Below are 20,261 nucleotides of genomic sequence, written 5' to 3' on the forward strand. Positions count from 1 at the left end.
ATGACCAACCAGAAAGCCAACACCAGATACAGCCCGGAGGCGCGGGACATCTATTTCACCGTGCCGAATCTCATCAGTGCGCTGCGCATCATCTCCATCCCGTTCATCACCGTTCTGGTGTCACGGCACGAGATGATCGCCGCACTGGTGCTGATTGCCATCTCCTCGGCATCTGATGGGCTGGACGGCATCATCGCACGCAAGTTCAACCAGGTCAGCAAGATCGGCCAGATCCTCGACCCCATCGCCGATCGTCTGCTGATCTTCTGCTCGATCCTGGCCCTCGGCATCGCCGGCATCATTCCATGGTGGATGCTGATCATCGTGGGACTGCGCGACCTGTGGATGGCCATTCAGGTGCTTTGGCTCGCCCAGTACGATTACGGCCCGCTGCCCGTGCATTTCGTGGGCAAGGCCGGCACCGCGTTGCTCATGATTTCCATCGTGGGCCTGATCTTCGCGGATCTGGGCACGTCCACCTTCTTCCACCTGCTCTACCTCGCCGCGCTGGCGGCGGGTATCTGGGGTCTGGCCATGTATTGGCTCGCCGGATACATCTACACCAGGCAGGGCGTCTCGTTGCTGCGCAAGGAGCTGGGGGAGCGGCATGCCTCTTGATTCCACGGCCCCGGTCTCGTTCCCTGTATCCAAGGAGAACGAGCCGGTGCGCCGTCGCTCGGTGTTCTCCGCCTCCGTACGCGGGGTGGAATCACACCATGCGCTTTCCCCGGATGACGCCGCGGCCATCCGCACCCGTCGACGCCGCAAGACCAACGACGACTCCCTGCGCCTCATCGACGACCTCGTCAACCGTCCCATGGACCCGATGTTCCATGACGCCAGGCTTGTCCATGAACACCGCTCCACGTTCTCCATCTGGGTGAACCGCATCGTCGTGTTCCTCATCTGCGTGGCCGTGGGATTCGCCGGCAGCCTGTTCGTCCAGCAGCTCCAGTCCGACCCGCGCAAACAGGTGCGGCAGACGCTCAGCAGCCAGCTGGAGGATCGCAACACGCAGATCGACGAACTCACCCAGCAGGTCAACGATCTGCGCAGTAAGGTGGATGCCCAATCCAAGAAGATCTCCGGATCGGTCAAAAGCGACACCCTCCTGCAGGACGAGATGCTCAACGGCACCGTGGCGGTCGAAGGCGAAGGCATCACGATGACCCTGGCCGATCCCATCGCCGCCAGCCAGTCGGACCAAACCTCCTCGTCCAGGGTCGGCACCTCCACCTCCATCCGCGTGGTCACCGATCTCGACCTGCAGCAGCTCGTGTCCCTGATGTTCCAGAACGGCGCGGAAGCCATCGCCATCAACGGCAACCGGCTCGGCGCACAAACCTCGATCCGCAAGGCCGGCGGACACATCCTCATCGGCATGACCGCAATCCAAAGCCCGTACACCATCGAGGCCATCGGCGACAAGAACGCGCTGGCCGAGGCCATGGGGGAACGGAAACTCGCAAGCCTTTACGAATCCTTCAAAGAAGCAGGCATTTACCCGCAGGTGAGCAAATCCAATTCGATTACACTTGAGGCAGCGGTGACTGGAGAGGTCCAGTACGCGGAAAGGAACGAGTAATGGCAGCCGTTCTCGGACTGATCATCGGCGTGGTCGTCGGCGTGTTTGTGAAGCCGGACATCCCGGTCATCGTCCAGCCGTATCTGCCAATCATGGTGGTCGCCGCGCTTGACGCCCTGCTCGGTGCCGCCCGCGCCTACTTCGAACGCAGCTTCTCCGACCGCGTCTTCGTGATCTCCTTCTTCGCCAACGTGATCACCGCCACGCTGCTCGTGTTCCTCGGCAACCAGCTCGGCGTGGGTTCCCAGCTGCAGACCGCCGTCATCGTGGTCCTTGGCATCCGCATCTTCTCGAACGTGTCCGCCATCAGGCGCTTCATCTTCCGCAGCTGACGAGGGGAGCCCAGAGGTATGGCCAGACGCGCGAAATCGAACAACATGCTGGAGAAGATGCGGGACCAGCATGCTCAGGACACCGTCAACGACCGGATGGAAACCGGTTCGTTCCCCACCGTCCGCAAGAAGCCGCGTCGCAACACGAACCGCGGGGGACTGCGCTCCCGGCTGCTGTCCTCCGTGCTCGTCACCCTCATGTGCGCGCTGCTGGGCTTCGCCTACATGACCCAGATCAACAACAGCAAATCCACGTACGAGACGCTGGACGAAAGCGAGCTCGTCCGCCTGCTCAACGAGTCGAACACGCAGATTACCAACCTCGAACAGCGCAAAAGCCAGCTCACCGAACAGCTCAACTCACTGAAATCCGCGGCCAACGAACGGGATCAGGCCCGCAAGATCGCCAAGCAGAACGAGGAGACCAGCGGCCTGATCTCCGGCCGTCTGCCGGCCAAAGGTCCCGGCATCACCGTGCGCGTAAGCCGCGGCTCCACCAAGGTGGACGCCTCCATCATGTTCACCCTCATCGAGGAGCTGCGCAACGCCGGCGCCGAGGTCATCGCCATCAACGACGTGCGCGTCGTGGCATCCACGTACATCCAGGACGCCGACGAAGGCCTCATCGCGGACGGCACCGCCATCTCGCCCACCTACGTGGTCAAGGCCATCGGCAACCCGCAGGAACTGTCCAACGCCGTGGACATCGCGGGTGGCGTCGGCGCCCAGTTGCAGGTCAAATACGGCGCCACCGTGGACGTGCGCTCCTCGGACAACATCGTCATCGATGAGATACACGAGGCTACGCAAAGCAATTATGCGAAAACCGTAGAGTAGGGAGTAAACTGAAATATTATGACTGATCCGATTCCTAGCGCAGGCGAAACCACCATCATCGGTCTGCCCGCCATTAACGTACTGCCCATCACCTCCACCGGCGACCGTCCGCTCACCCAGGACGATCTGGACACCATCACCCGCCTGTCCGACGGCACGGCGCTGCTGATCTCCACCCGAGGCGCGGTATCCGGCTCCCGTTATCTGCTGGACGAGGATGAAATCACCGTGGGCCGTGACCCGCGCGCGGACATCCTGCTGGACGACTCCACCGTGTCCCGCCAGCACGCCGTGTTCCGCCGCATCAACGGCCAGTTCTCCGTCATCGACGCCGGCAGCCTCAACGGCACGTATGTGAACCGCCAGCGCGTCGATCAGGCCGTCCTGAAGAACGGCGACGAGATCATGATCGGCAAGTTCCGCCTCATGTTCTTCACCAAGTCGGCCGTCATCTCGCAGTAGCAGCCCACTCGTTTCCTGTGCCCGCCGCGACGTTGGTCCGGCAGGCACAGGGGGTACGTCCATCGTCGGCCGCGATGCGACGGAAACGCCATGATGCCGCACCCGATGGCCGCGCCCAATGAAGGGGGGAGTGCGATGGAACAGACCGAGCTGCACCTCCATGTTCCGCTCCGCGAGCAGACGAATCTGAACGCGCCCGCGATTCAGGGGGAGCTGTTCTCCAGCGGCGACTCCGAGGAACCCAAACGCGGATACCGTGGCACCGTGGCATCCAAAGTGGCCGGCATTACCTATCGGCAACTCGACTACTGGGCACGCAAACAGATAGTCGAGCCCTCGATCACCCCCTCGCACGGGTCCGGTTCGCGTCGACTGTACTCCTTCAAGGACGTGGTGATTCTCGCCGTCTCCAAGAGGCTGCTGGACGCCGGCGTGAACCTGCAGAACGTCACCGCGGCCATCGGTTTTCTTACCCAGCGCAGCACCGACCAGCTGGCCAACGTGACCATCATGTGCGACGGCCAGGAGGTGCACGAATGCACCACCAGCGAGCAGATGCTTGAACTGCTGCAAAGCGGTAAGGCCGTGTTCGCCGTGTCGGTCGGTTCGCTCTGGCACCAGATCGAAGCCGCGCTCGAGCACGAGGATTATGTGGATCTGACCGCCAATCCGGCCATCATAACCACGGCGCGGCCCATCGACGAGCTCACGGCCATGCGCATGCGCAAGAAGCTCGAGGCACAGCGCCGACAGCGCGAGCAGGCCATGCAATGATTGTGGTTCTGCTAACCAAGATTTGTGGCATATCCCTATTCGTGGCTCCCTTTGTCAGGGGAGCTGGCGGCAAAGCCGTCTGAGGGGTAGTCCGGTAGATTCACGTCAGCCTCGATAACAGGGCCACAATCATGTTGGTCGCAGCCTGTCGCTCCAATGCCTATCAGCAAGATTGACAACGTTTGCAATATAGGGGAGTAGCGTACCATAGCGTTACCCATGCATCACTCGATTCCGGAGGTTTCCGAACCATGACGCTATTCATCGAACTGCTGCCCGCGGCCTTGTGGATCATCGCCGTGGTCATGGCGGCGAACATCATCGGACTCACGGTGCTGCGCGGCCAGGTGTTCACGCCGCGGTCCAGGCGCGGGGCCGTCAATCCGGTGAGCTGGACCGTGGTCATGGCGCATGTGGCGTCGTTCATCATGGCGATCGTGCCGTTTCCCGTATACGCACTGACCGCCGACGCCATGGATATGGATGTGCGTGCGTTCTATGAACAGAACGCGCTGGCCGGCGCGATCATCGTCATCGTGCTGGTGATGTCAGAAATCGCCGTGATGTATGTGCAGGCAAAGCACGCGATGGAAACCGAAATGGACCGACGCATCGGCAGCGCAGCCGGACGTGACAGGAACGGCGACAAGTGAAAACGACTATCGCGGAAACGGTTTTCTCGCGCCTATCCGTGTGTCTATGACAGGCGGGAACAACCGTAAGTATAAATAACAGGTTTTCGGTGATGACCTATAATTCTCGGAAATGACCAGGGTCTTGGAACTATTTGGTTTCAGACCCTGGCAGTACAAGGTATTCCAAATATCCGATAATGTACGTTATGTCAGATTGGTAATTCCGATAGTTCCCTACCGCTCTCCGAATTACGACGTCCCCAACTCTTAACCATAAGAAAAACCGCTTCCCTTGGCCGATCTCACGATGACACGCATCAACGTTCGCCAGCCAAAGGAAGCGGCATCAAATCAACATGATCAGTGCGATGCGAAATACCGGTTGACCGCGTCCTCAAGCTGGTCGGTGGTTTCGATGATCTCGTAGACGCCGTGTTCCTCCATCTCGCCGGCCGGAGCGTAACCCCAGCGGCAACCGATGGTGTCCAGGCCACAGGCACGGGCACCATCGATGTCCGTGTAACGGTCGCCGATCATCACGGCCTTATCGCCGGCCTCGGCGTCGAAGCCGATCTTGTCGAAGCAGTACCGGATCACTTGGTCCTTGTCGAGACGGGTGTTGTCCTTGGACGCGCCGTAAATGCCGTCCAGCAGTTCGGTCAGGTGGAAGTGCTCGCAAATCGGCACGCACTGGTATTCCGGCTTGCAGCTGGCCAGCGCCAGATAATAGCCGTCCTCGCGCAGCTTCGTGAGCTGCTCGCGGATACCGGGGAACACGACGTTCACCAGGCGGCCGGGCACCTTGTTGCCGGGCTCGTTCGGGTCGTCGAACACGGCCTTGTCCGCATAGTAGCTGCGGTAGATGTCCACGGCGCGATCCAGCTCGTCCTCCGGCACATGGTTGCGCTGCAGGGACTCGATAATGGCCGGGCCGATGAAGCGGTGCAGCTCGGCGTCGTCCGGCACCGGACGGCCCAGGGCCTCGAAGGTCTTGACGACGGACGCGATGATGCCGCCGTCGGACTTGGTCAGTGTGCCGTCAAGGTCCAGCAGGACCACTTTCCTCGGGTGCTGTGCCATGTGAGGTCTACTCCCCTGTCGTTGTTCTTGAAAACCTACGTGCATATCGTGTGTTTCAGGTCACACGCGCTACGTACCAGCAATGATTATGCCCAGTCGGTTTGACTGGGCATAAAGTTCACGTGTTGTTCATGTGGTTGCGCGGACCGGCAACACCGGAATCGCTCGCGGCCATTCGTGGCCTATCACTCGTAGTCGGGGATCCAACCGTCACGGTGCATCTGCAGGCGCTTTTCGAGCAGCGTGGCGAGTTCCTCCTCACTGCGGCGTTCAAGCAGCATGTCCCAGTGGGTGCGGGTGGGCTTGGCGATCTCGTCGCCTTCGCGATCCTCGTCGCCCTCACGATGCGCCACGGCACCGCAACGGCACTCCCATTCGTCCGGCACTTCGGCGCCTTCGGCGAACGGCAGGATGGTGCGGTGGCCCTTCGGGCACACGTATGCCACATCGTTCCTGGCGGCGAAGTCCACGTTGTCGTCGGACTCCAGCGACTTCGCACCGATGCTCATGCCCCTCAAGCTGCGTTCTGCCATATCGGCATCCTCCTTGAATAATTCGTAACCATACTAATTTACGCAACAGTTCGGACTTGGACTCTATTCCGGCGGATTGCCTCGGACCGCTGCCGATCCGCCGCCGTACATCCCCGTCAGTCCACTCAGTCCACGCCCGAGTACGCCACCACACCGCGATTGACGCGGTCCGCGGCCTCACGGGCGGTATCGGCCAGGGCTTCTCCCCCGTCGAACGGCAACGGGCCCGCCACGGCGATCTGTTGAAGCACGTCCGCCAACCGCTTGGCCGTACGCACGAAGTCGCCGCCGGTCATGTCCGTACCGTACAGGCAGGCGGCGAGCGAGGCACCGTCCGCCCACTCGTACATGATGTCCACGATACCGAAGTCCGGCTGGGCGAGTTCGGCGAGTTCATGGTCCTCGCACAGCGCATCGATGTGCGCGCAGACGCCCTTGAGCTTGGAGGATGCGATGGCGATTCGTCCGGAGACGCCGCCGGGGTAGTGACGCGGCTCGCCCTCTCCCCCACGCCTGGCCTCGTACACCAAGGCGGAGAGCACCGCGGCCAGACCGTTGGCGTCAAGCTTGCTGAACGTGCCGGACAGCAGTGCCTCGCACAGTTCCAGATCATGCTCGCTGTAGATGCGGCGCAGCAGCCGGCCCTTGTCCGTCAGTGTCATGTCGATGCGCCCGTCCGGGGTCTCTCGACGTTCCAGATAGCCGAGTTCTGTCAGGATGTCGCAGATGCGGTCGAACTGGCGGGCCACGGAACCGGTGCGGGAATCGTACCGATTGGTCACACGCTCCAGTTCCCGCGTCTCACGGGCCCAGCGATGTCCCCATTTGAGGTGTTGCTGCAGATCCGGGCAGTTGCGGCAGGGATGCTGTCGCTCTGCCTTGCGCAGTTCCTGGATGCGCGCCTCAAGATCACGGAACGCCTTGCTGCGATCCTGGTCGGTGAGGAAGACCTCGTGCTTGAGCTTGCGCCGACCGTCCTTTTCCAGGGAGCTCAGTTCCATGCGCAGCGTCATGAATTCCTTGAAATCGCCGTGGTTGCACTGGAACGCCTGTTCGTAGCCGGCCAGCGCGGTCTTGAGCGTGGTCATCTGCGATTCGAGCTGCCAGGCGGATTCGTTGGCCTCCCATTGGGCGAACGACTGGTCGAGCGTCACACGGGCGGTCTCGTAATCGCTGGAATTGAGCAGGTTGACGGCCATGTTGAACGTGGGCCGGAAGCTCGAATGCAGCGGGTAGACGCGCTTGGAGGACAGTGCGGCGGCCGTGGCCGGCACAAAGCCGTGATGGTCCACCACGATGGCATGGCCGATGGTGTCGATGCCGCGACGTCCCGCACGTCCCGTCAGCTGGGTGAACTCACCGGGCGTCAGGCCCACATGGCCGGTGCCGTCGAACTTCTCAAGTTTCTCGACCACCACGCAGCGGGCCGGCATGTTGATGCCGAGGGCCAGCGTTTCGGTGGCGAACACCATCTTGACCAGGCCCTCCTCGAACAGTCGTTCGACGATCTGGCGGAACAGGGCGATCATGCCGGCGTGATGCGAGGCGAAGCCCTCCTCGAGGGCGAAGCGGAACTTGGAGAAGTGCAGGGCCTTGAGGTCCTCCTGGGTGAGCTGGCCGTCCACCATCTCGTCCACGATGCGGCGGATGCGCACGGCCTCTTCATCCGTGGTGAGTTCGAGCCCGGCGTTGATGCACTGTTCCACGGCCTGGTCGCAGCCATTGCGCGAGAAGATGAAGTAGATGCCGGGCAGCATGTCGAGGAAATGCAGCTCGTCCACCACGGCCCACCGGCGGGGCGTATACCGTTCGGGCTTGAGCTGGCCGCCGTGGCGTGATTTGCCGCCCTTGAATCCCTTGCGCTTGTCCGGACGTTGCTCGCCGCGCCGGCGTGCGGCCTTGCGGTCCAGCTGGTCAAGCCGGTTGATGAGTTCGGCATTGAGTTTGACGGTCTGCTCGCCGTTGGCGTCTCTACGGTAGAGATCCAGCACCTCCGGTTCGGTGTGTTCGTCCGCCTGCACCAGCACATGCTGTTCCAGCGGCACCGGGCGATGTTCGCTGATGACCAGTTTGGTCTCGCCCCTGACCGAGGCGATCCAGTTGGAGAAGTCCTCCACGTTGGACACGGTGGCGGACAGACCCACGATCTTCACCGACTTGGGCAGGTGGATGATGACCTCTTCCCACACGGGCCCACGGAACTTGTCGGCGAGATAGTGGACCTCGTCCAGGATCACGTAGCGCAGGGCGGCGAGCGTGGAGGAACGCTCATAGAGCATGTTGCGCAGCACCTCGGTGGTCATCACCACGATGTCCGCCTCGGAGTTGATGGAGGTGTCGCCGGTCAGGAGGCCCACGCGATCCGGCCCGTACACGTTCACCAGATCATGGTATTTCTGGTTGCTCAACGCCTTGATGGGGGTCGTGTAGAAGGCCTTGACATTGCGGTCCTGCGCCAGGTAGATGGCGAAATCGGCCACCACGGTCTTGCCGGCGCCGGTGGGGGCCGCGACCAGTACATTGCTGCCTGCCTCCAGTGCCTCGTTGGCCTCGATCTGGAAGTCGTCAAGGTCGAACGGAAGCGTGGCGGCGAACCGTGCGGCCACGGAGGCGCGCTGACGCTTGACCTTCTGGAAGGCGGCGTACCGTTGCGAGGGGCTCAGGTTCCGGGATTGCGAGTCGTCCTTGCTGTGATGGTGACGTGCCATGATGCCTTCCGTATGGGAGTAGTTAGTTGTTGAAGCGTTTCCAACGGCTCCAGGCCTGCGTGTGGCGTTCGCGCTTGGCGGCCTTGCGCCTGAGCACCGCCACATAGGTGTCGGCATAGCGCTCCTGCGCCACGCTCAGCGGCTGGGTGAACAGCGGGGGTTCGGGGGAATCACCGGCTTCGGCGGGCTCGCCCATGGCGGACATACGTTCGCCGACCTGCTCGGCCACGCCGGACATGTCCTTGAGCGCACGCAGGCCATAAATGCCGGCGTAGACCAGTCCGGCGACGATCATGCCCAGCATGAACAGGGCCAATACCAGCCATATCCACCAAGGCATGATGTCTCCTTCTGCTAGTTCCGCTACTTATCTTCCGTTACGCAGCGTCCCATTCGCCCGCACGTGCGGCGATCGCACACTACCCGATGGACGGAACGCTATCTGTCTACCGTAACTGTACCGCGCGGTCTACTGAATGGACCTACTTGTTGTCCTTGCCGTCGCTGATGCTGAGCTCGCGTTCGGCGCGGGCCACGATCATCGTACGCAGCGTGTCCGGGGCCACGGCCGTGATGTGGCGGGCGTGGGAGATGCAGAACGCCACGAACCAGGAGTCGGAGGACACGGTCAAGTGCACCTTCTCCCCCGCCCCGCAATGCTCCACGGTGGCGGCGGGCAGCGTCTTGATGAACGGCAGGTCACGCTGGTCGGTGATGAACACCGCCTCGGTGCCATTGTCGAAGCTCCACTTGCGCAGTTCGGCGACCGGCACGTTCGGCACGTCAAGTTCCTTGGTGGGCTTGACCAGCTCGGCCTTCTCGATGCGGGCCAGACGCAGCACCTGCCACACACGAGGCTTGCCCGTGGCCTTGTCGATGCTCATGTCCTTGGCGACGTACGACTTCTTGTCCTTGGGAGCGGCGGAGCCGACGTCCGTGTAGACGGCCGCGTAGTACACGCCCTCGTCGATGAAGATCTTGAAGGGGGCCACCAGCTTGCGGCGCAGGCGGCCGGTGCCGTCCGTGTATTCCATGTCCAGCAGCGAATCGGTGTTGATGGCGCGCTTGACCACGGAGAAGCTGCGCGGCTCAAGCTCGTAGCCGGTCAGGCTCAGCCACGGGGTCTGACCGGGCGTGACATGCCGGCGCAGGCGCAGGTACAGCGATTCTGCCTGATTGCGTTGCTTGTCCGGCAGCAGCGGCGAATGGGCAAGGTAGCTGACTGAGGCCGTGAGCATGCTCAGGTACTGCGGCGAGATGCCGGCCAGGCGCTCCAGTCCCAGCGAATTGGTGGCGGAGACGATGCCTTCGGCGTCCAGCAGCGGCCAGTCGATGTCGAAGAACTGGCTGCCGGCCATCTCGCCGTCATCGGACACGGTGGTGAGCGTGTTGATGTCCTTGTGAATGATGTTCACGAACTTCTTGAGCTCGTCGTCGTTCTTGGGCTTGCCGATGAAGCGTACCGCAAGCTCGCCCATGGAGAACTCCTCGCCCAGATGGGCGGAGAGGAACAGCATCAGGCGCAGGCGGCGATCCACCTCGCTGCCGGTCTGGAACGCGGCGCCGCTCTTCTTGTTCTGGGCCTTGATGGATTCCGGATCGCCGGGCTCGCTCACGTCGCGGCTGATGGACGGAGAGACCACGGAGGCGCTCACCGGGCTCGCCGACTCATCCGCCAGCGTGAACTGGCTGGCCGCGTGCAGACGACGGTGGTAGGCGTCCACGGCCTCCTGCGGGCTCACGATGGTGGCACCGGGATGCTCCAGCACGTACATGGCCAGATCATCGGAGTCAGTGTACGCCACGTTGAGATGTTCGCCGTCCACCTCAACGGTGGCTGCGAAACGACGCGAGTCGATGACCTTGACCAACGAATCGGGAATCGGTTGGGTACCGAGACCCGGGGCGATGGAGTCGAGGCCCAGACCGGGAATCGGGGTCTGAGGCACACGCGGCGTGGTGCGCGAGGCGTGCTGGGTAAGTTGCGACTGGTCGGGCTCGGAGGAGATGGACATGGAACGGGCCAGGTAGTTGGCCGCCGCGAGCACGGGCATGTCCTCCGGCTCGAACATGAGACGGATACGCGGTTCATCGCCCAGCTGCAGGCGGTAGGACGCGAAGTCCTGGCCCTCGGACTTGGACGAGTATTCCGGCTGGCGGGACTCGATGGCGATGCCCATGGCGGCGAGCTTGGCGCGGTCGCGCTGGAACTGCTTGGCGAACGCGGCCTTGGCGGCCTGATCGGCCAGTTCGCCGTAGGAATCCGCATAGGCCTTCACACGCTGCGCAATCTGGCGCGAAGTAAGCCATTGCGGGAACGCCGAAGACAACACGGCCAGTACATCCAGCTCGTGTTTGCCCCACTTATCGGAAAAACGCCGACGTCCGCTCGTGCCTTCTGCCATTAGTCCTCACGTAAAGTTAATGTTTTGTTTATAAGTGTGCAGCATAACCTGCACTCCCTCTATCTTAGAGGGTTTTTCCGCTGTTCAGCGACATTTCCCGAAAAATAACGCTATTTTGTTGTTTTCCGTGTCCCGGCCGTGTCTTTTACGACCGTTCGCGCCGGTTTGAAATGAGATTCAGTCGTTGCGACGAATATCGCTCCGCATGCCTGCCGGGTGGTTATCGTCCGTCCAAAGGGCGCATCCACCCCGGCAGGCATGAGATTTCACATGGGATTTCACACCCAGTCATCCGGTTCGATGCCGAGCGGTCCGACGTATTCGCCGTTGGGCACGTAGCTGGGCTTGCCCTGATCCTCCAACATCACGTCGGCATAGAACGAGACGTCGCGGCCGAACGTCCAATCGCCGTTGATGGTCACGGAATTGGCGGCGGCCAGCGAGGGCACGTCGTACGGGAATCGCTCGTCGAAGTCGTGGATGTACTTGTAGTAACGCTGGTCGAGTTCGACGTTCGGGAAGATGTAGTTGCCGTCCTCCATCTCATAGGTATCCGTGAGATGGAAACGGTCCGACCGCATGATGAACAGGTCGTTGGTGGTCTTCACCGGCAGGAATCGCATACGGTCCACCTGCACGCAGATGGAGCCGTTGAACAGCCCGATGGCGGCGCCCATGGCGGTCTCGAGCTGGATCACCGGTTCGGTATCAGGATTGGTGGGATCCACCGTCTTCTTGTTGCGGATCACCGGCAGCGGCAGCACGCCGTTGCATTCGGCGAGCTTGGCCTTGAGGGCATCGATGCGGATCCAGATGGAGTTGGTGTTGAAGTACGGGTGCTTTTTGATATCCTCGGCGGCGGATTTGTCGTCGGGATGGACCTGGCTCATCTCTCGCAGCATGAGTCGGCCGGTCACCTTGTCGCGCACGATGTGGCCACCCTTGCGGTCGGCCTTGGTGCGGATGGCCACCTCGGCCATGAACGGGGCGCCCGTGTTCTCGAAATGCTGCGCCAGCGTGCGCGAGGGACGCGCGCCGAGGTTGTCCGAATTGGAGATGAACAGATACTTGAAGCCACGCTCCTCCAGCACATCCAGCAGGCCGGACTCCCAGATGGTGGAGAACAGGTCACCGTGGCCCGGCGGGCACCATTCCAGATCGGGGTTCTCCGGGAAGCTGACCGGCTCGCCGGTGGCGGCGGAGAGCTTGGGCTCCTGGTGCTGGATGATTTCCATGGGCACTTCGCTCTGCTTGAACTTGTGGTGGTGCTTGAGCACCTTCATGGTGTCCGCGGAAGTGTGGAACGAGTTCATGAAGGTCAGCGGCAACTCCACGTCCAGTCGCGTGCGGGCAGTCAGCACCTGGCCGATGATGATGTCGATGAAACGCATCTGCTTGGCCTTGTGACGGCGCACCGGCAGCAGCGACTTGGCCTTCTCCAGGCCCATCGAGGTGCCGAGTCCGCCGTTGAGCTTGATGAAGGCGGTCTTGGCGAAGGCGTCCACGGCCTTGTCGTGGTTGATGGTCTCGTAGACGTCATGGAAGCTGGGGATATGGCCGAGCGGCTCGATGTCCTCCTCACGGATCCAGCTGGAGGCCTCCTCGCGGCGCCAGACGTCGTAAAGGCGTTCGAACTGGGCGATGGCGGTCTCGCTCATGCCGTGTTCGCGCATCTTGGTGGCGGAGTGCTGGAAGATCTCGTCGTTCTGGTCGGCGATCGCATCGGCGGGTGCGACGGGAGCGTCTGATGCGTTGGCCGTTGGCGGGACGGCTGCGCCGCCGGTTACGCCGGCGACGTTGGTGCTGGTGGTGTTCGTGTTGTTGGCGATGTTGGTGCGATCGGCGATACCGCTCGGCTGGGCGTCATCGTTCAGTTCGGTCAATGTTGATCCCTTTCGTACTGCGATAGCACCTCAGTCTAGCGCCAGAATTCTGAGAGGGCACATGACGTTGGCTGGGCGCGTGTTCAAGGGACGGCGGCAAGTTCCGTTAAACCAAAATCGACATATCTGGCATGTCCTTTACTCTTGGCTCCCCTTGTCAGGGGAGCTGTCGGCGTAGCCGACTGAGGGGTAGTTCGATGGCATTCATGCCAATTGTGATTGAACAGAGCCTTGCGGAAAGCAGCGGGAGTGCGAGAGCGGAGGCCGGGAATGAGAACTGTCTTGCCACCGCGCCAAGCGGAACACGCCGATTTGCGTTTTCCGAATCCTCTGGTAAATTATTCATCTGTTGCGAAAAGCAACATCGGACCATAGCGCAGTTTGGTAGCGCACTTGACTGGGGGTCAAGGGGTCGCGGGTTCAAATCCCGCTGGTCCGACGATTTAGCCCGGAATTTCAACGATTCCGGGCTTTTTGTATCTTGCGACACGCCGTATTTTTATCCGGGACACAACTAGGGACACAACGGAACGCGCCCTCACCCCGACACGCCTCATATGGCGGGCGTGTCATCTTGCGCCAACCCCGGTAACACCACCGTCACTCCAGCACCGACGCCGCAGCCGTCTCGGCCGAGCGCCGGCAGCGGGTACAGCATGGTGGTGCGTTCCGGCGACACCATCAGCGGCATCGCCGCACGTACCGGACTCTGGCCCGTGACCGCATGGAGCGTGCCTTCCGGCAACATCCATCGCATCTGGCCCGGCCAGACCGTCGTCTACCGCGGCAACAGTACTCCGGTATCGAACACCGGTGCCGGCACGCGGATCCACGTCGCGAGAAGCGGCGAGACGCTGAGCGGCATCTTCGGCGCGTCCGGCTGGCAGCGCGTCGCCCAACTTAACAACCTCAGGAACCCGAACCTGATCTACCCCGGACAGCAGCTGCGCTACTAGGCAGCTGCCAACCGACTGCGGCCTTCGGTACCACGCCGGAGGCCGCCACTCCCATGCCCAAACGAACCTAAAGAGAACACTCATGGATATTTCCACAGCAACCACCCTCGCCGCCGGCATCGTCGCCCTCATCGCACCCGCATTGGTGCAGGCGTTCAAGAAGTACATTCCCGCCGACTACGTGGGCCTGACCAGTCTCGGCGTGAGCATCCTGCTCGGCGTCATCGCCATCGCCGCCACCAACGGCTCCCACGGCTACGGCTGGGGCATCGTCCTCACCGACGTCATCGGCGTCGCACAAGCCGTCTACACCTTGGTGAACCAAGCGTTCGGTGGCAAGCTCAGCAAAGACAGTGAAGCTAAATAAAAACAAGGAGTTAAGCCCGTCTCGTGTTGTGCGTGAGACGGGCTTCACTTGTGCGAGAGCCCCGAAAGGCTATTCAGTGCCCATTCCAAATCCCTTGTTCACCGGTTCGGCGGGTTGTGGCTTTCTTCGGCGGGTTGGCGGAATTGGACCGATGCCGGTGTTTTTCGGAAAATGGGCCGGTGTTGTTAGTTCCATCCTCCGACGAGTTCGAGGCAGCAGTGGCCCGTTACCGAGTGTCCTCGGTAGGTGCCGACCACTTGGCTTGCGCCTTCGTATTTGCGCCCTGAGGGGTTCGGCGAAGCGATTTCCTGTTCGTCCATGATGGATGTGACGGTGAGTTTCGCTTCCCATTCGGGGATGGAGATGGTCCAGCCGGTTGGGTATTTCATGCCGGTCACAGGACTTTCCCACACGTTGAAGGAGTCGCCGACCATCGGATCCACGCCGGCGGAAGATTGGGTGCCGTCCTCATGCAGGACGCTGGCCCAGCAATGTTCGCTGCCCGTGGCCAGTTCGGTTACACCCCATAGGCTGATCACGTCGGGATCGTTATCGAAGCAGAGGTTCATCCACAGCCATTTGCAGTTGTAGCCATCCTTGAGGCTTCTGCCTTTGGGCATGCCGGCGAACTGACGGTCCATCCATACCATTCCCTCCACCTCGTGGCGCTGGCCGTCGAGAGTGATGACGCCTTTGGCAGCCATGTGCGGGAACGAGTATTGGTAGTTGGCCACTCCGGCGATCTGGAAGTAGCCGGTACCGAGACTGTAGAGTGGGTACCCGGTGCCGTGCAGGTCGAGGTAGATGGATCCGTCCGGCATGGCCGATGCGATGCGCATGTTGTCGAGGTCGCCTTCGATGACGTCCTTGTCGGTGTGGATGTGCAGTCCCTGGCCTGCGACCTGTCCTCGCCTGACCTTGTAAAAGCGGTCTTCGTGACGGTAGATGCGTCCGGTCTCATCGGTGATGGACAACACGCTGTTGATCATGCGCACCGGCAGGTATTTGGAGAACTGCAGAACGCTGACATGGTACATGAAGTCAAGGGTGTGGCCGCCCGTCTCGAAATGACCGACCCAGAACCATGAGTTGCCGACTTTGTCGGTGCGTATGAATGTGTCTTGGATGGGATCCACCAGCGGTTCGGTGCCGTGGTGGAAGGTACGGATGTTGTGGATCAGCGAGTTGTTCGTGGTGTTCATCATGCCTCGTTTCGTTTTGGTTCCGTGTCTGTTGATACGTTGCCGTTTCGGTCACTGTCCGACGAGAGTCTGTTTCGTCGTGCCTCGGTGCGTTCGAGTCGCCAGAAGCGCTGTGACGAGGGCGGCCGCGAGGATGACCGCGATGGCGGCGAATGCCAGCGTCGAGCCGAGTATGGATTGCGCGTGTCCGGTGGCGGTGGGCGCGAGGGTGGTGGACAGCGCGGAGATGGATACGATGAGGGCTGTGCCCATCGAGGAGGCGATCTGTCCGACGGTGTTGGTCACGCTTTGCGCGTGCCCGATATTTTCGTTGTCGAGCGCGTTGATGCCCCAGGTGTTCACCGGGGTCATGGCGAACATGAGTCCCGCGTAGAGCACGGTATAGGCGCATGCCGTGAGGATGACCGAGGCGTCCGCGCCGAGCAGAGCCATGAGCACGCCGCCGATGGTCATGACCGTCAGGCCGGGCAGGGCGACCTTGCGGATGCCGTATTTGTCGAACATGCGGCCCGAGACGATGCCGCAGCATGCGCCGATGAGGGCGCCGGGAAGCATGGCGAGCCCGCTGGCGGTGGCGGATGCGCCGAGCACGGTCTGGATGAACATCGGCACCATGACGTTGCAACCCATGAGGGCCGCCTGCATGCATGCCACGATGATCACCGAATGCGCGTAGGCGCGGTTGGCGAGGATTCCGACGCGCAGCATCGGTTCCTTCGCCTTGAGCTGTCGGCGCACGAACACGGCCACGAGCAGCACGCCGACGACGATCAGCGAGACGGTGAGCATCATGTTGCCGGTGGACGTGAACGTGGACAGCCCGTACAACAGGCATGCCAGACCGACCGAGGAGAGCAGCACGGAGACAAGGTCGAACGCACCCGGTTGGAAGCCGTCGAAGTTACGCAGGTAGACGGCGGCCAACGCGATGACGATCAGCGAGACGGCCGCCATGATGACGAACAGCGTGCGCCAGCCGAACGAGTCGATGATCACGCCGGAGATGGACGGGCCGAGCGCCGGGGCGAAACCGACGACGAGTCCTGTGATACCCATTGCCGTACCGCGGCTTTCCTTGGGGAACACGAGCAGGATCACCGCGGTGACCATCGGCATGATCGCGCCGGTGCACAGGGCCTGCAGCACCCGGCCGACCATGAGCAGGGGGAAGGTCGACGCGAATGCGGCGACGAGACTGCCGACCGCGAACAATGAGATGCATCCAATGAACAGTCTGCGGGTGGAGAAGCGCCCCATGAGGAACGCTGCGAGCGGGATGACCATCGCCTCGACCAGAGAATAGCCGCTGGACAGCCACTGAACGGTGGTGGAATCCACCCCGAGGTCCTTCATGATGGACGGCAGCGCCGGCGTGACCACCGACATGTTGAGCACGGCCAGCAATGTGCCCATGAGCAGCACGATGACCATGATCCATTGTTTTCTGTTGATGCCAAGTTTCACAATAACACTCCAATAAACAATAGTTATTGATTATTCAACGAGCATCAATTATTATCGAAACGCAACGGATGACAACCACCGATATGCGACATTTCTCGCTTATTCGACGATTCGCCTGAATCGTCGAATAACACGCGGCTTATGGACGGAGCGGGAATGACGCTACCGGCAGAACGAAAGGAGCATGGTGACCGATCTGCGCATCGTCAAAACCCGCAAGGCAATCCGCGAGGCGTTTCTGCGCCTACGGGCATCAGGAGTTCCGGTCTCGAAGGTCAAGGTCAAGGACATCTGCGACCTCGCGCTCGTCAACCCGAGCACGTTCTACAAGCATTACCTTGACGTATACGACCTCAACGACAAACTTGAGGACGAGACCATCGACGCGATGCTGGAGCATTACCCCGACAAGGACAAGATCCTGTCCGATCCACCCGCATTCCTCAATGGCTGGAGACCGGCCATCGACAGCCAGATCGACGATCTGCGCGTCCTGTTCGCAGGCCGCCCCGAAGCCATGTTCCGCAAAATCGAATTGATGCTCGTCGAACGTTACTCCGCCCGAGCAGCGAACGAGCGCGAGCGCATCGCCGCCGTCTTCTCCATCGCCGGGGCCCTCCACTCGCTTGGCCTGCTCAAGCTGGAAGGCGGACAAAGCGACGCCGAGATCATCGCGGCGGTCGTCGAAAACCTCAACGCCATCGCCGCCCGGATCCCCGACGGACGATAACGAACACCCCCCTATACGAATCAACGGCATCATCACACGGATACTCTTTAATCATCTAGCCAATCATCATGGAACAGATAACAGAACATCATCCCATCCCCTCGTCGGCATCGCGATTCGCCGCATCGATACTGACCGCGCTGGTCTTCGTCGTCGCGCTGAATCTGCGAGCCCCGCTCACATCCGTCGGCCCGCTGCTGCCACGGATAGGGGCGTCCGAACATCTCAACGCGACGATGCAGGGCCTGCTCGGCTCGTTGCCCATCCTCGCGTTCGCCGTCGTCTCCCCGATGGTGCACCGGGCCGCCGAACGCCTCGGCATCGAACGCACCGTGCTGGCCGCGATGGCGTTCCTGACGCTCGGCATCGTGATCCGTTCGGCATGCGGCACCATCGGATTGTGGGCCGGCACGCTCGTCATCGGTTGCTCGATCGCGGTGGGCAACGTTCTGGTGCCGGCCATAGTCAAACGCGATTACCCCGGTCACACATCACTTGCCACCGGCATATACTCCGCATGCATGACCGGCATGGCCGCGTTCGCCTCGGCCACGACATTGCCCCTGTCCGATGCAATCGGGTGGCAGGGCACGCTCGGCATCTGGGCCATTCCCGCCGGAATCGTCACGCTGCTGTGGCTATGGCGTTCACGGGCGAATGCGCAAAGGACGACCCCGGCTGCGAAGACCGCCGCCGATGCGCAGCCCCGCAGCCGACAGAGTACGGCATCGGAGACCCGACTCCGCGTCTCCATGCGGAAAAGGCCGGAGGCATGGGCCGTCACCCTGTTCATGGGGCTGCAATCCGTGAACTATTACGTGTGCGTCACCTGGCTGCCCACCATCGAGGTCTCCTTCGGCGTGCCCGCCGACCGGACCGGCTGGCATCTGGCGGTCTTCCAGCTCGTCGGTATCGTCATGGGACTGCTCATCCCCGTGCTGCTGAAGGGCGACAGCCAGGTCGCCGCCGTTGTCGTCGCCAGCGTGCCATTGGCCATCGGTGCGCTCGGACTGGCATTCGCACCGCGGCTCGATCTGCTGTGGATCATCGTCGCCAGCATCGGCTCGGGATGCTCTCTGGTCGTGGCACTCTCATTGATCGGATTGAAGACCTCGACCACCGAGGAGACGACGCAACTGTCGGGCATGGCTCAATGCGTCGGATACCTGCTCGCCGCAGTCGGTCCCACGTTGGCCGGAACGATCTACGACATCACCTCGGGATGGCGGACGGTGCTCATCATGCTGGCCATACTGGCCGTCGCACAGACCGCCATCGGCATCATCGTCGGACGGAATAAGGAAGCGGGGCGATGACCATGCTCGGCGAAACACCCTACGACGCAATGGTACTAGCCAGGTCGGTGGGCTACTATCGCAATCGGCGGCTGATCCTTGCCGACGTAAACCTCACCATTGCCACCGGCGGACGATGGGTGCTGTTCGGACCGAACGGAGTGGGAAAATCCACACTGCTGGAAATGATCGCGATGCGCACCTACCCCAACGTCGGCGAACTGCGCGTCTTCGGGGACCGAACCGTCGCGGGCTCGGACCCGGAGCGCCGTCGCACCCACATAGCCATCGTCTCGGCGGCGTTCGGGCACAACATCGGGTCGGAAATGAATCCGCTCACGGTCGTCGCCTCGGGGATTCCACGAGGAACGAAGGATTCGGCCGACGAGGCATACGAGAAGGCGTACGCGATGATGCGCCGGCTCGGCATCGCATATCTGACCGGCAAACAGTGGCGCAACCTGTCCGAAGGCGAACGCACGAGGGTGATGATCTCCCGCGCGCTCGTCTCGCCGGCAGATCTCCTGATCTTCGATGAACCGACCACCGGCCTTGATCTGGGTGGCCGTGAAACGGTATTGCGAGAACTGTCGACGCTGGCCTCGCGAGGGGACGAGCGCACGATGCTGCTCGTCACGCATCAGGTGGAAGACATCCCCGCCGGATTCGACCATATCGCGATGATGGGCCGAATGACGGAACACGAGTGCATGACATACCTCGACACGCATCCGCGCATCTACGCCACACTTGACGGCAACACGACACCGGGAACCATCACATTCACCGGACCACTTGACGAAGGACTTACCGACGAACGTCTCGAATCGATGTTCGGCGTCCCGCTACACGTAGAGCGAACCGGGCAGCGATGGAGAGCCTCGCACCAGCTGCGTTTCGCATGAGCGGACCGAATGAACGCCTCGCCGCCGGTTCCAGTGCTCCTCAGTCATTATGTCGCATTCGACTGGGGAGCACCGGCGCCGATGCGGACACGACCGGGACACAGCGAC

20 protein-coding genes and 1 tRNA gene are annotated in these 20,261 nt (G+C 61.7%); 13 read left to right on the forward strand and 8 right to left on the reverse strand.

Annotated elements, in window-relative coordinates:
* The 7 genes from JS536_RS03250 to JS536_RS03280 all read left to right on the forward strand — a co-directional run bounded on the left by JS536_RS03250 (nt 1) and on the right by JS536_RS03280 (nt 4,643).
* Entirely contained in the window at nt 1–618 is a 618-nt protein-coding gene (locus JS536_RS03250; protein ID WP_109056112.1) for a CDP-alcohol phosphatidyltransferase family protein, read from the forward strand.
* On the forward strand, nt 608–1,585 hold the full coding sequence (locus JS536_RS03255; RefSeq protein ID WP_214355758.1) for a DUF881 domain-containing protein: 978 nt from the start codon (nt 608–610) through the stop codon (nt 1,583–1,585). The genes JS536_RS03250 and JS536_RS03255 overlap by 11 nt, the downstream gene beginning before the upstream one ends.
* A complete protein-coding gene (locus tag JS536_RS03260; protein ID WP_109056110.1) occupies nt 1,585–1,917 on the forward strand; it encodes a small basic family protein in 333 nt (110 codons plus the stop codon). The genes JS536_RS03255 and JS536_RS03260 overlap by 1 nt, the downstream gene beginning before the upstream one ends.
* An 18-nt stretch (nt 1,918–1,935) precedes the next feature.
* Nucleotides 1,936–2,754 carry a DUF881 domain-containing protein gene (locus JS536_RS03265; RefSeq protein WP_109056109.1) on the forward strand — a complete coding sequence of 273 codons (819 nt, stop codon included), beginning with the start codon at nt 1,936–1,938 and terminating at the stop codon, nt 2,752–2,754.
* 18 nt (nt 2,755–2,772) lie between these two features.
* The gene (locus tag JS536_RS03270; protein ID WP_214355759.1) at nt 2,773–3,216 is read left to right on the forward strand and encodes an FHA domain-containing protein; all 444 of its coding nucleotides are present in this window, start codon (nt 2,773–2,775) and stop codon (nt 3,214–3,216) included.
* A 135-nt stretch (nt 3,217–3,351) separates the two neighbouring features.
* The gene (locus JS536_RS03275; protein ID WP_214304520.1) at nt 3,352–3,990 is read left to right on the forward strand and encodes a MerR family transcriptional regulator; all 639 of its coding nucleotides are present in this window, start codon (nt 3,352–3,354) and stop codon (nt 3,988–3,990) included.
* A gap of 251 nt (nt 3,991–4,241) precedes the next feature.
* Nucleotides 4,242–4,643, forward strand: a complete 402-nt coding sequence (locus JS536_RS03280) for a hypothetical protein (RefSeq protein ID WP_217625098.1) — start codon at nt 4,242–4,244, stop codon at nt 4,641–4,643.
* Between the two features lie 342 nt (nt 4,644–4,985).
* On the opposite strand, the gene JS536_RS03285 is transcribed toward JS536_RS03280, so the two are convergent.
* From JS536_RS03285 to JS536_RS03310, 6 genes are all read right to left on the reverse strand, one after another.
* The gene (locus JS536_RS03285) at nt 4,986–5,705 is read right to left on the reverse strand and encodes an HAD hydrolase-like protein (RefSeq protein ID WP_214355760.1); all 720 of its coding nucleotides are present in this window, start codon (nt 5,703–5,705) and stop codon (nt 4,986–4,988) included.
* Nucleotides 5,706–5,890: 185 nt separating this feature from the next.
* Entirely contained in the window at nt 5,891–6,238 is a 348-nt protein-coding gene (locus tag JS536_RS03290; protein WP_109056104.1) for an RNA polymerase-binding protein RbpA, read from the reverse strand.
* Nucleotides 6,239–6,363: 125 nt separating this feature from the next.
* Entirely contained in the window at nt 6,364–8,946 is a 2,583-nt protein-coding gene (locus JS536_RS03295) for a DEAD/DEAH box helicase (protein ID WP_214355761.1), read from the reverse strand.
* Nucleotides 8,947–8,968: 22 nt separating this feature from the next.
* The gene (locus JS536_RS03300) at nt 8,969–9,286 is read right to left on the reverse strand and encodes a hypothetical protein (RefSeq protein ID WP_214355762.1); all 318 of its coding nucleotides are present in this window, start codon (nt 9,284–9,286) and stop codon (nt 8,969–8,971) included.
* A 142-nt stretch (nt 9,287–9,428) separates the two neighbouring features.
* Nucleotides 9,429–11,351: a WYL domain-containing protein gene (locus JS536_RS03305; protein WP_214355763.1), complete on the reverse strand. Its 1,923-nt coding sequence runs from the start codon at nt 11,349–11,351 to the stop codon at nt 9,429–9,431.
* Nucleotides 11,352–11,629: 278 nt separating this feature from the next.
* Nucleotides 11,630–13,024 (reverse strand): UTP--glucose-1-phosphate uridylyltransferase, encoded by a 1,395-nt coding sequence (locus JS536_RS03310; RefSeq protein WP_214355862.1) that lies wholly within the window; start codon nt 13,022–13,024, stop codon nt 11,630–11,632.
* 575 nt (nt 13,025–13,599) lie between these two features.
* On the opposite strand from JS536_RS03310, the gene JS536_RS03315 reads away from it, so the two are divergent.
* The 3 genes from JS536_RS03315 (at nt 13,600) to JS536_RS03325 (ending at nt 14,557) form a co-directional block, all read left to right on the forward strand.
* Nucleotides 13,600–13,673: transfer RNA gene (locus JS536_RS03315), tRNA-Pro, on the forward strand.
* A 127-nt stretch (nt 13,674–13,800) separates the two neighbouring features.
* Nucleotides 13,801–14,190: a LysM peptidoglycan-binding domain-containing protein gene (locus JS536_RS03320; protein ID WP_346427457.1), complete on the forward strand. Its 390-nt coding sequence runs from the start codon at nt 13,801–13,803 to the stop codon at nt 14,188–14,190.
* Nucleotides 14,191–14,272: 82 nt separating this feature from the next.
* On the forward strand, nt 14,273–14,557 hold the full coding sequence (locus JS536_RS03325) for a hypothetical protein (RefSeq protein ID WP_214355764.1): 285 nt from the start codon (nt 14,273–14,275) through the stop codon (nt 14,555–14,557).
* A gap of 185 nt (nt 14,558–14,742) precedes the next feature.
* Here JS536_RS03325 and JS536_RS03330 read toward each other — a convergent pair whose 3' ends face one another.
* Together JS536_RS03330 and JS536_RS03335 are read right to left on the reverse strand one after the other, a co-directional pair.
* Nucleotides 14,743–15,762, reverse strand: coding sequence for a lipocalin family protein (locus JS536_RS03330; RefSeq protein WP_214355765.1), 1,020 nt, complete (start codon nt 15,760–15,762; stop codon nt 14,743–14,745).
* 48 nt (nt 15,763–15,810) lie between these two features.
* Nucleotides 15,811–17,223 (reverse strand): DHA2 family efflux MFS transporter permease subunit, encoded by a 1,413-nt coding sequence (locus tag JS536_RS03335; RefSeq protein ID WP_214355766.1) that lies wholly within the window; start codon nt 17,221–17,223, stop codon nt 15,811–15,813.
* A gap of 184 nt (nt 17,224–17,407) precedes the next feature.
* On the opposite strand from JS536_RS03335, the gene JS536_RS03340 reads away from it, so the two are divergent.
* The 3 genes from JS536_RS03340 to JS536_RS03350 all read left to right on the forward strand — a co-directional run bounded on the left by JS536_RS03340 (nt 17,408) and on the right by JS536_RS03350 (nt 20,153).
* Nucleotides 17,408–17,953 (forward strand): hypothetical protein, encoded by a 546-nt coding sequence (locus JS536_RS03340; protein ID WP_214355767.1) that lies wholly within the window; start codon nt 17,408–17,410, stop codon nt 17,951–17,953.
* 68 nt (nt 17,954–18,021) lie between these two features.
* Entirely contained in the window at nt 18,022–19,269 is a 1,248-nt protein-coding gene (locus JS536_RS03345) for an MFS transporter (RefSeq protein WP_214355768.1), read from the forward strand.
* The gene (locus tag JS536_RS03350) at nt 19,266–20,153 is read left to right on the forward strand and encodes an ATP-binding cassette domain-containing protein (protein ID WP_240544236.1); all 888 of its coding nucleotides are present in this window, start codon (nt 19,266–19,268) and stop codon (nt 20,151–20,153) included. Before JS536_RS03345 ends, JS536_RS03350 begins: the two co-directional genes overlap by 4 nt.
* The last annotated feature ends 108 nt before the right edge of the window (nt 20,154–20,261 follow it).

Origin of the sequence: Bifidobacterium sp. SO4 (genome assembly GCF_018555355.1) — a bacterium.
GTDB lineage: Bacteria > Actinomycetota > Actinomycetes > Actinomycetales > Bifidobacteriaceae > Bifidobacterium > Bifidobacterium miconisargentati.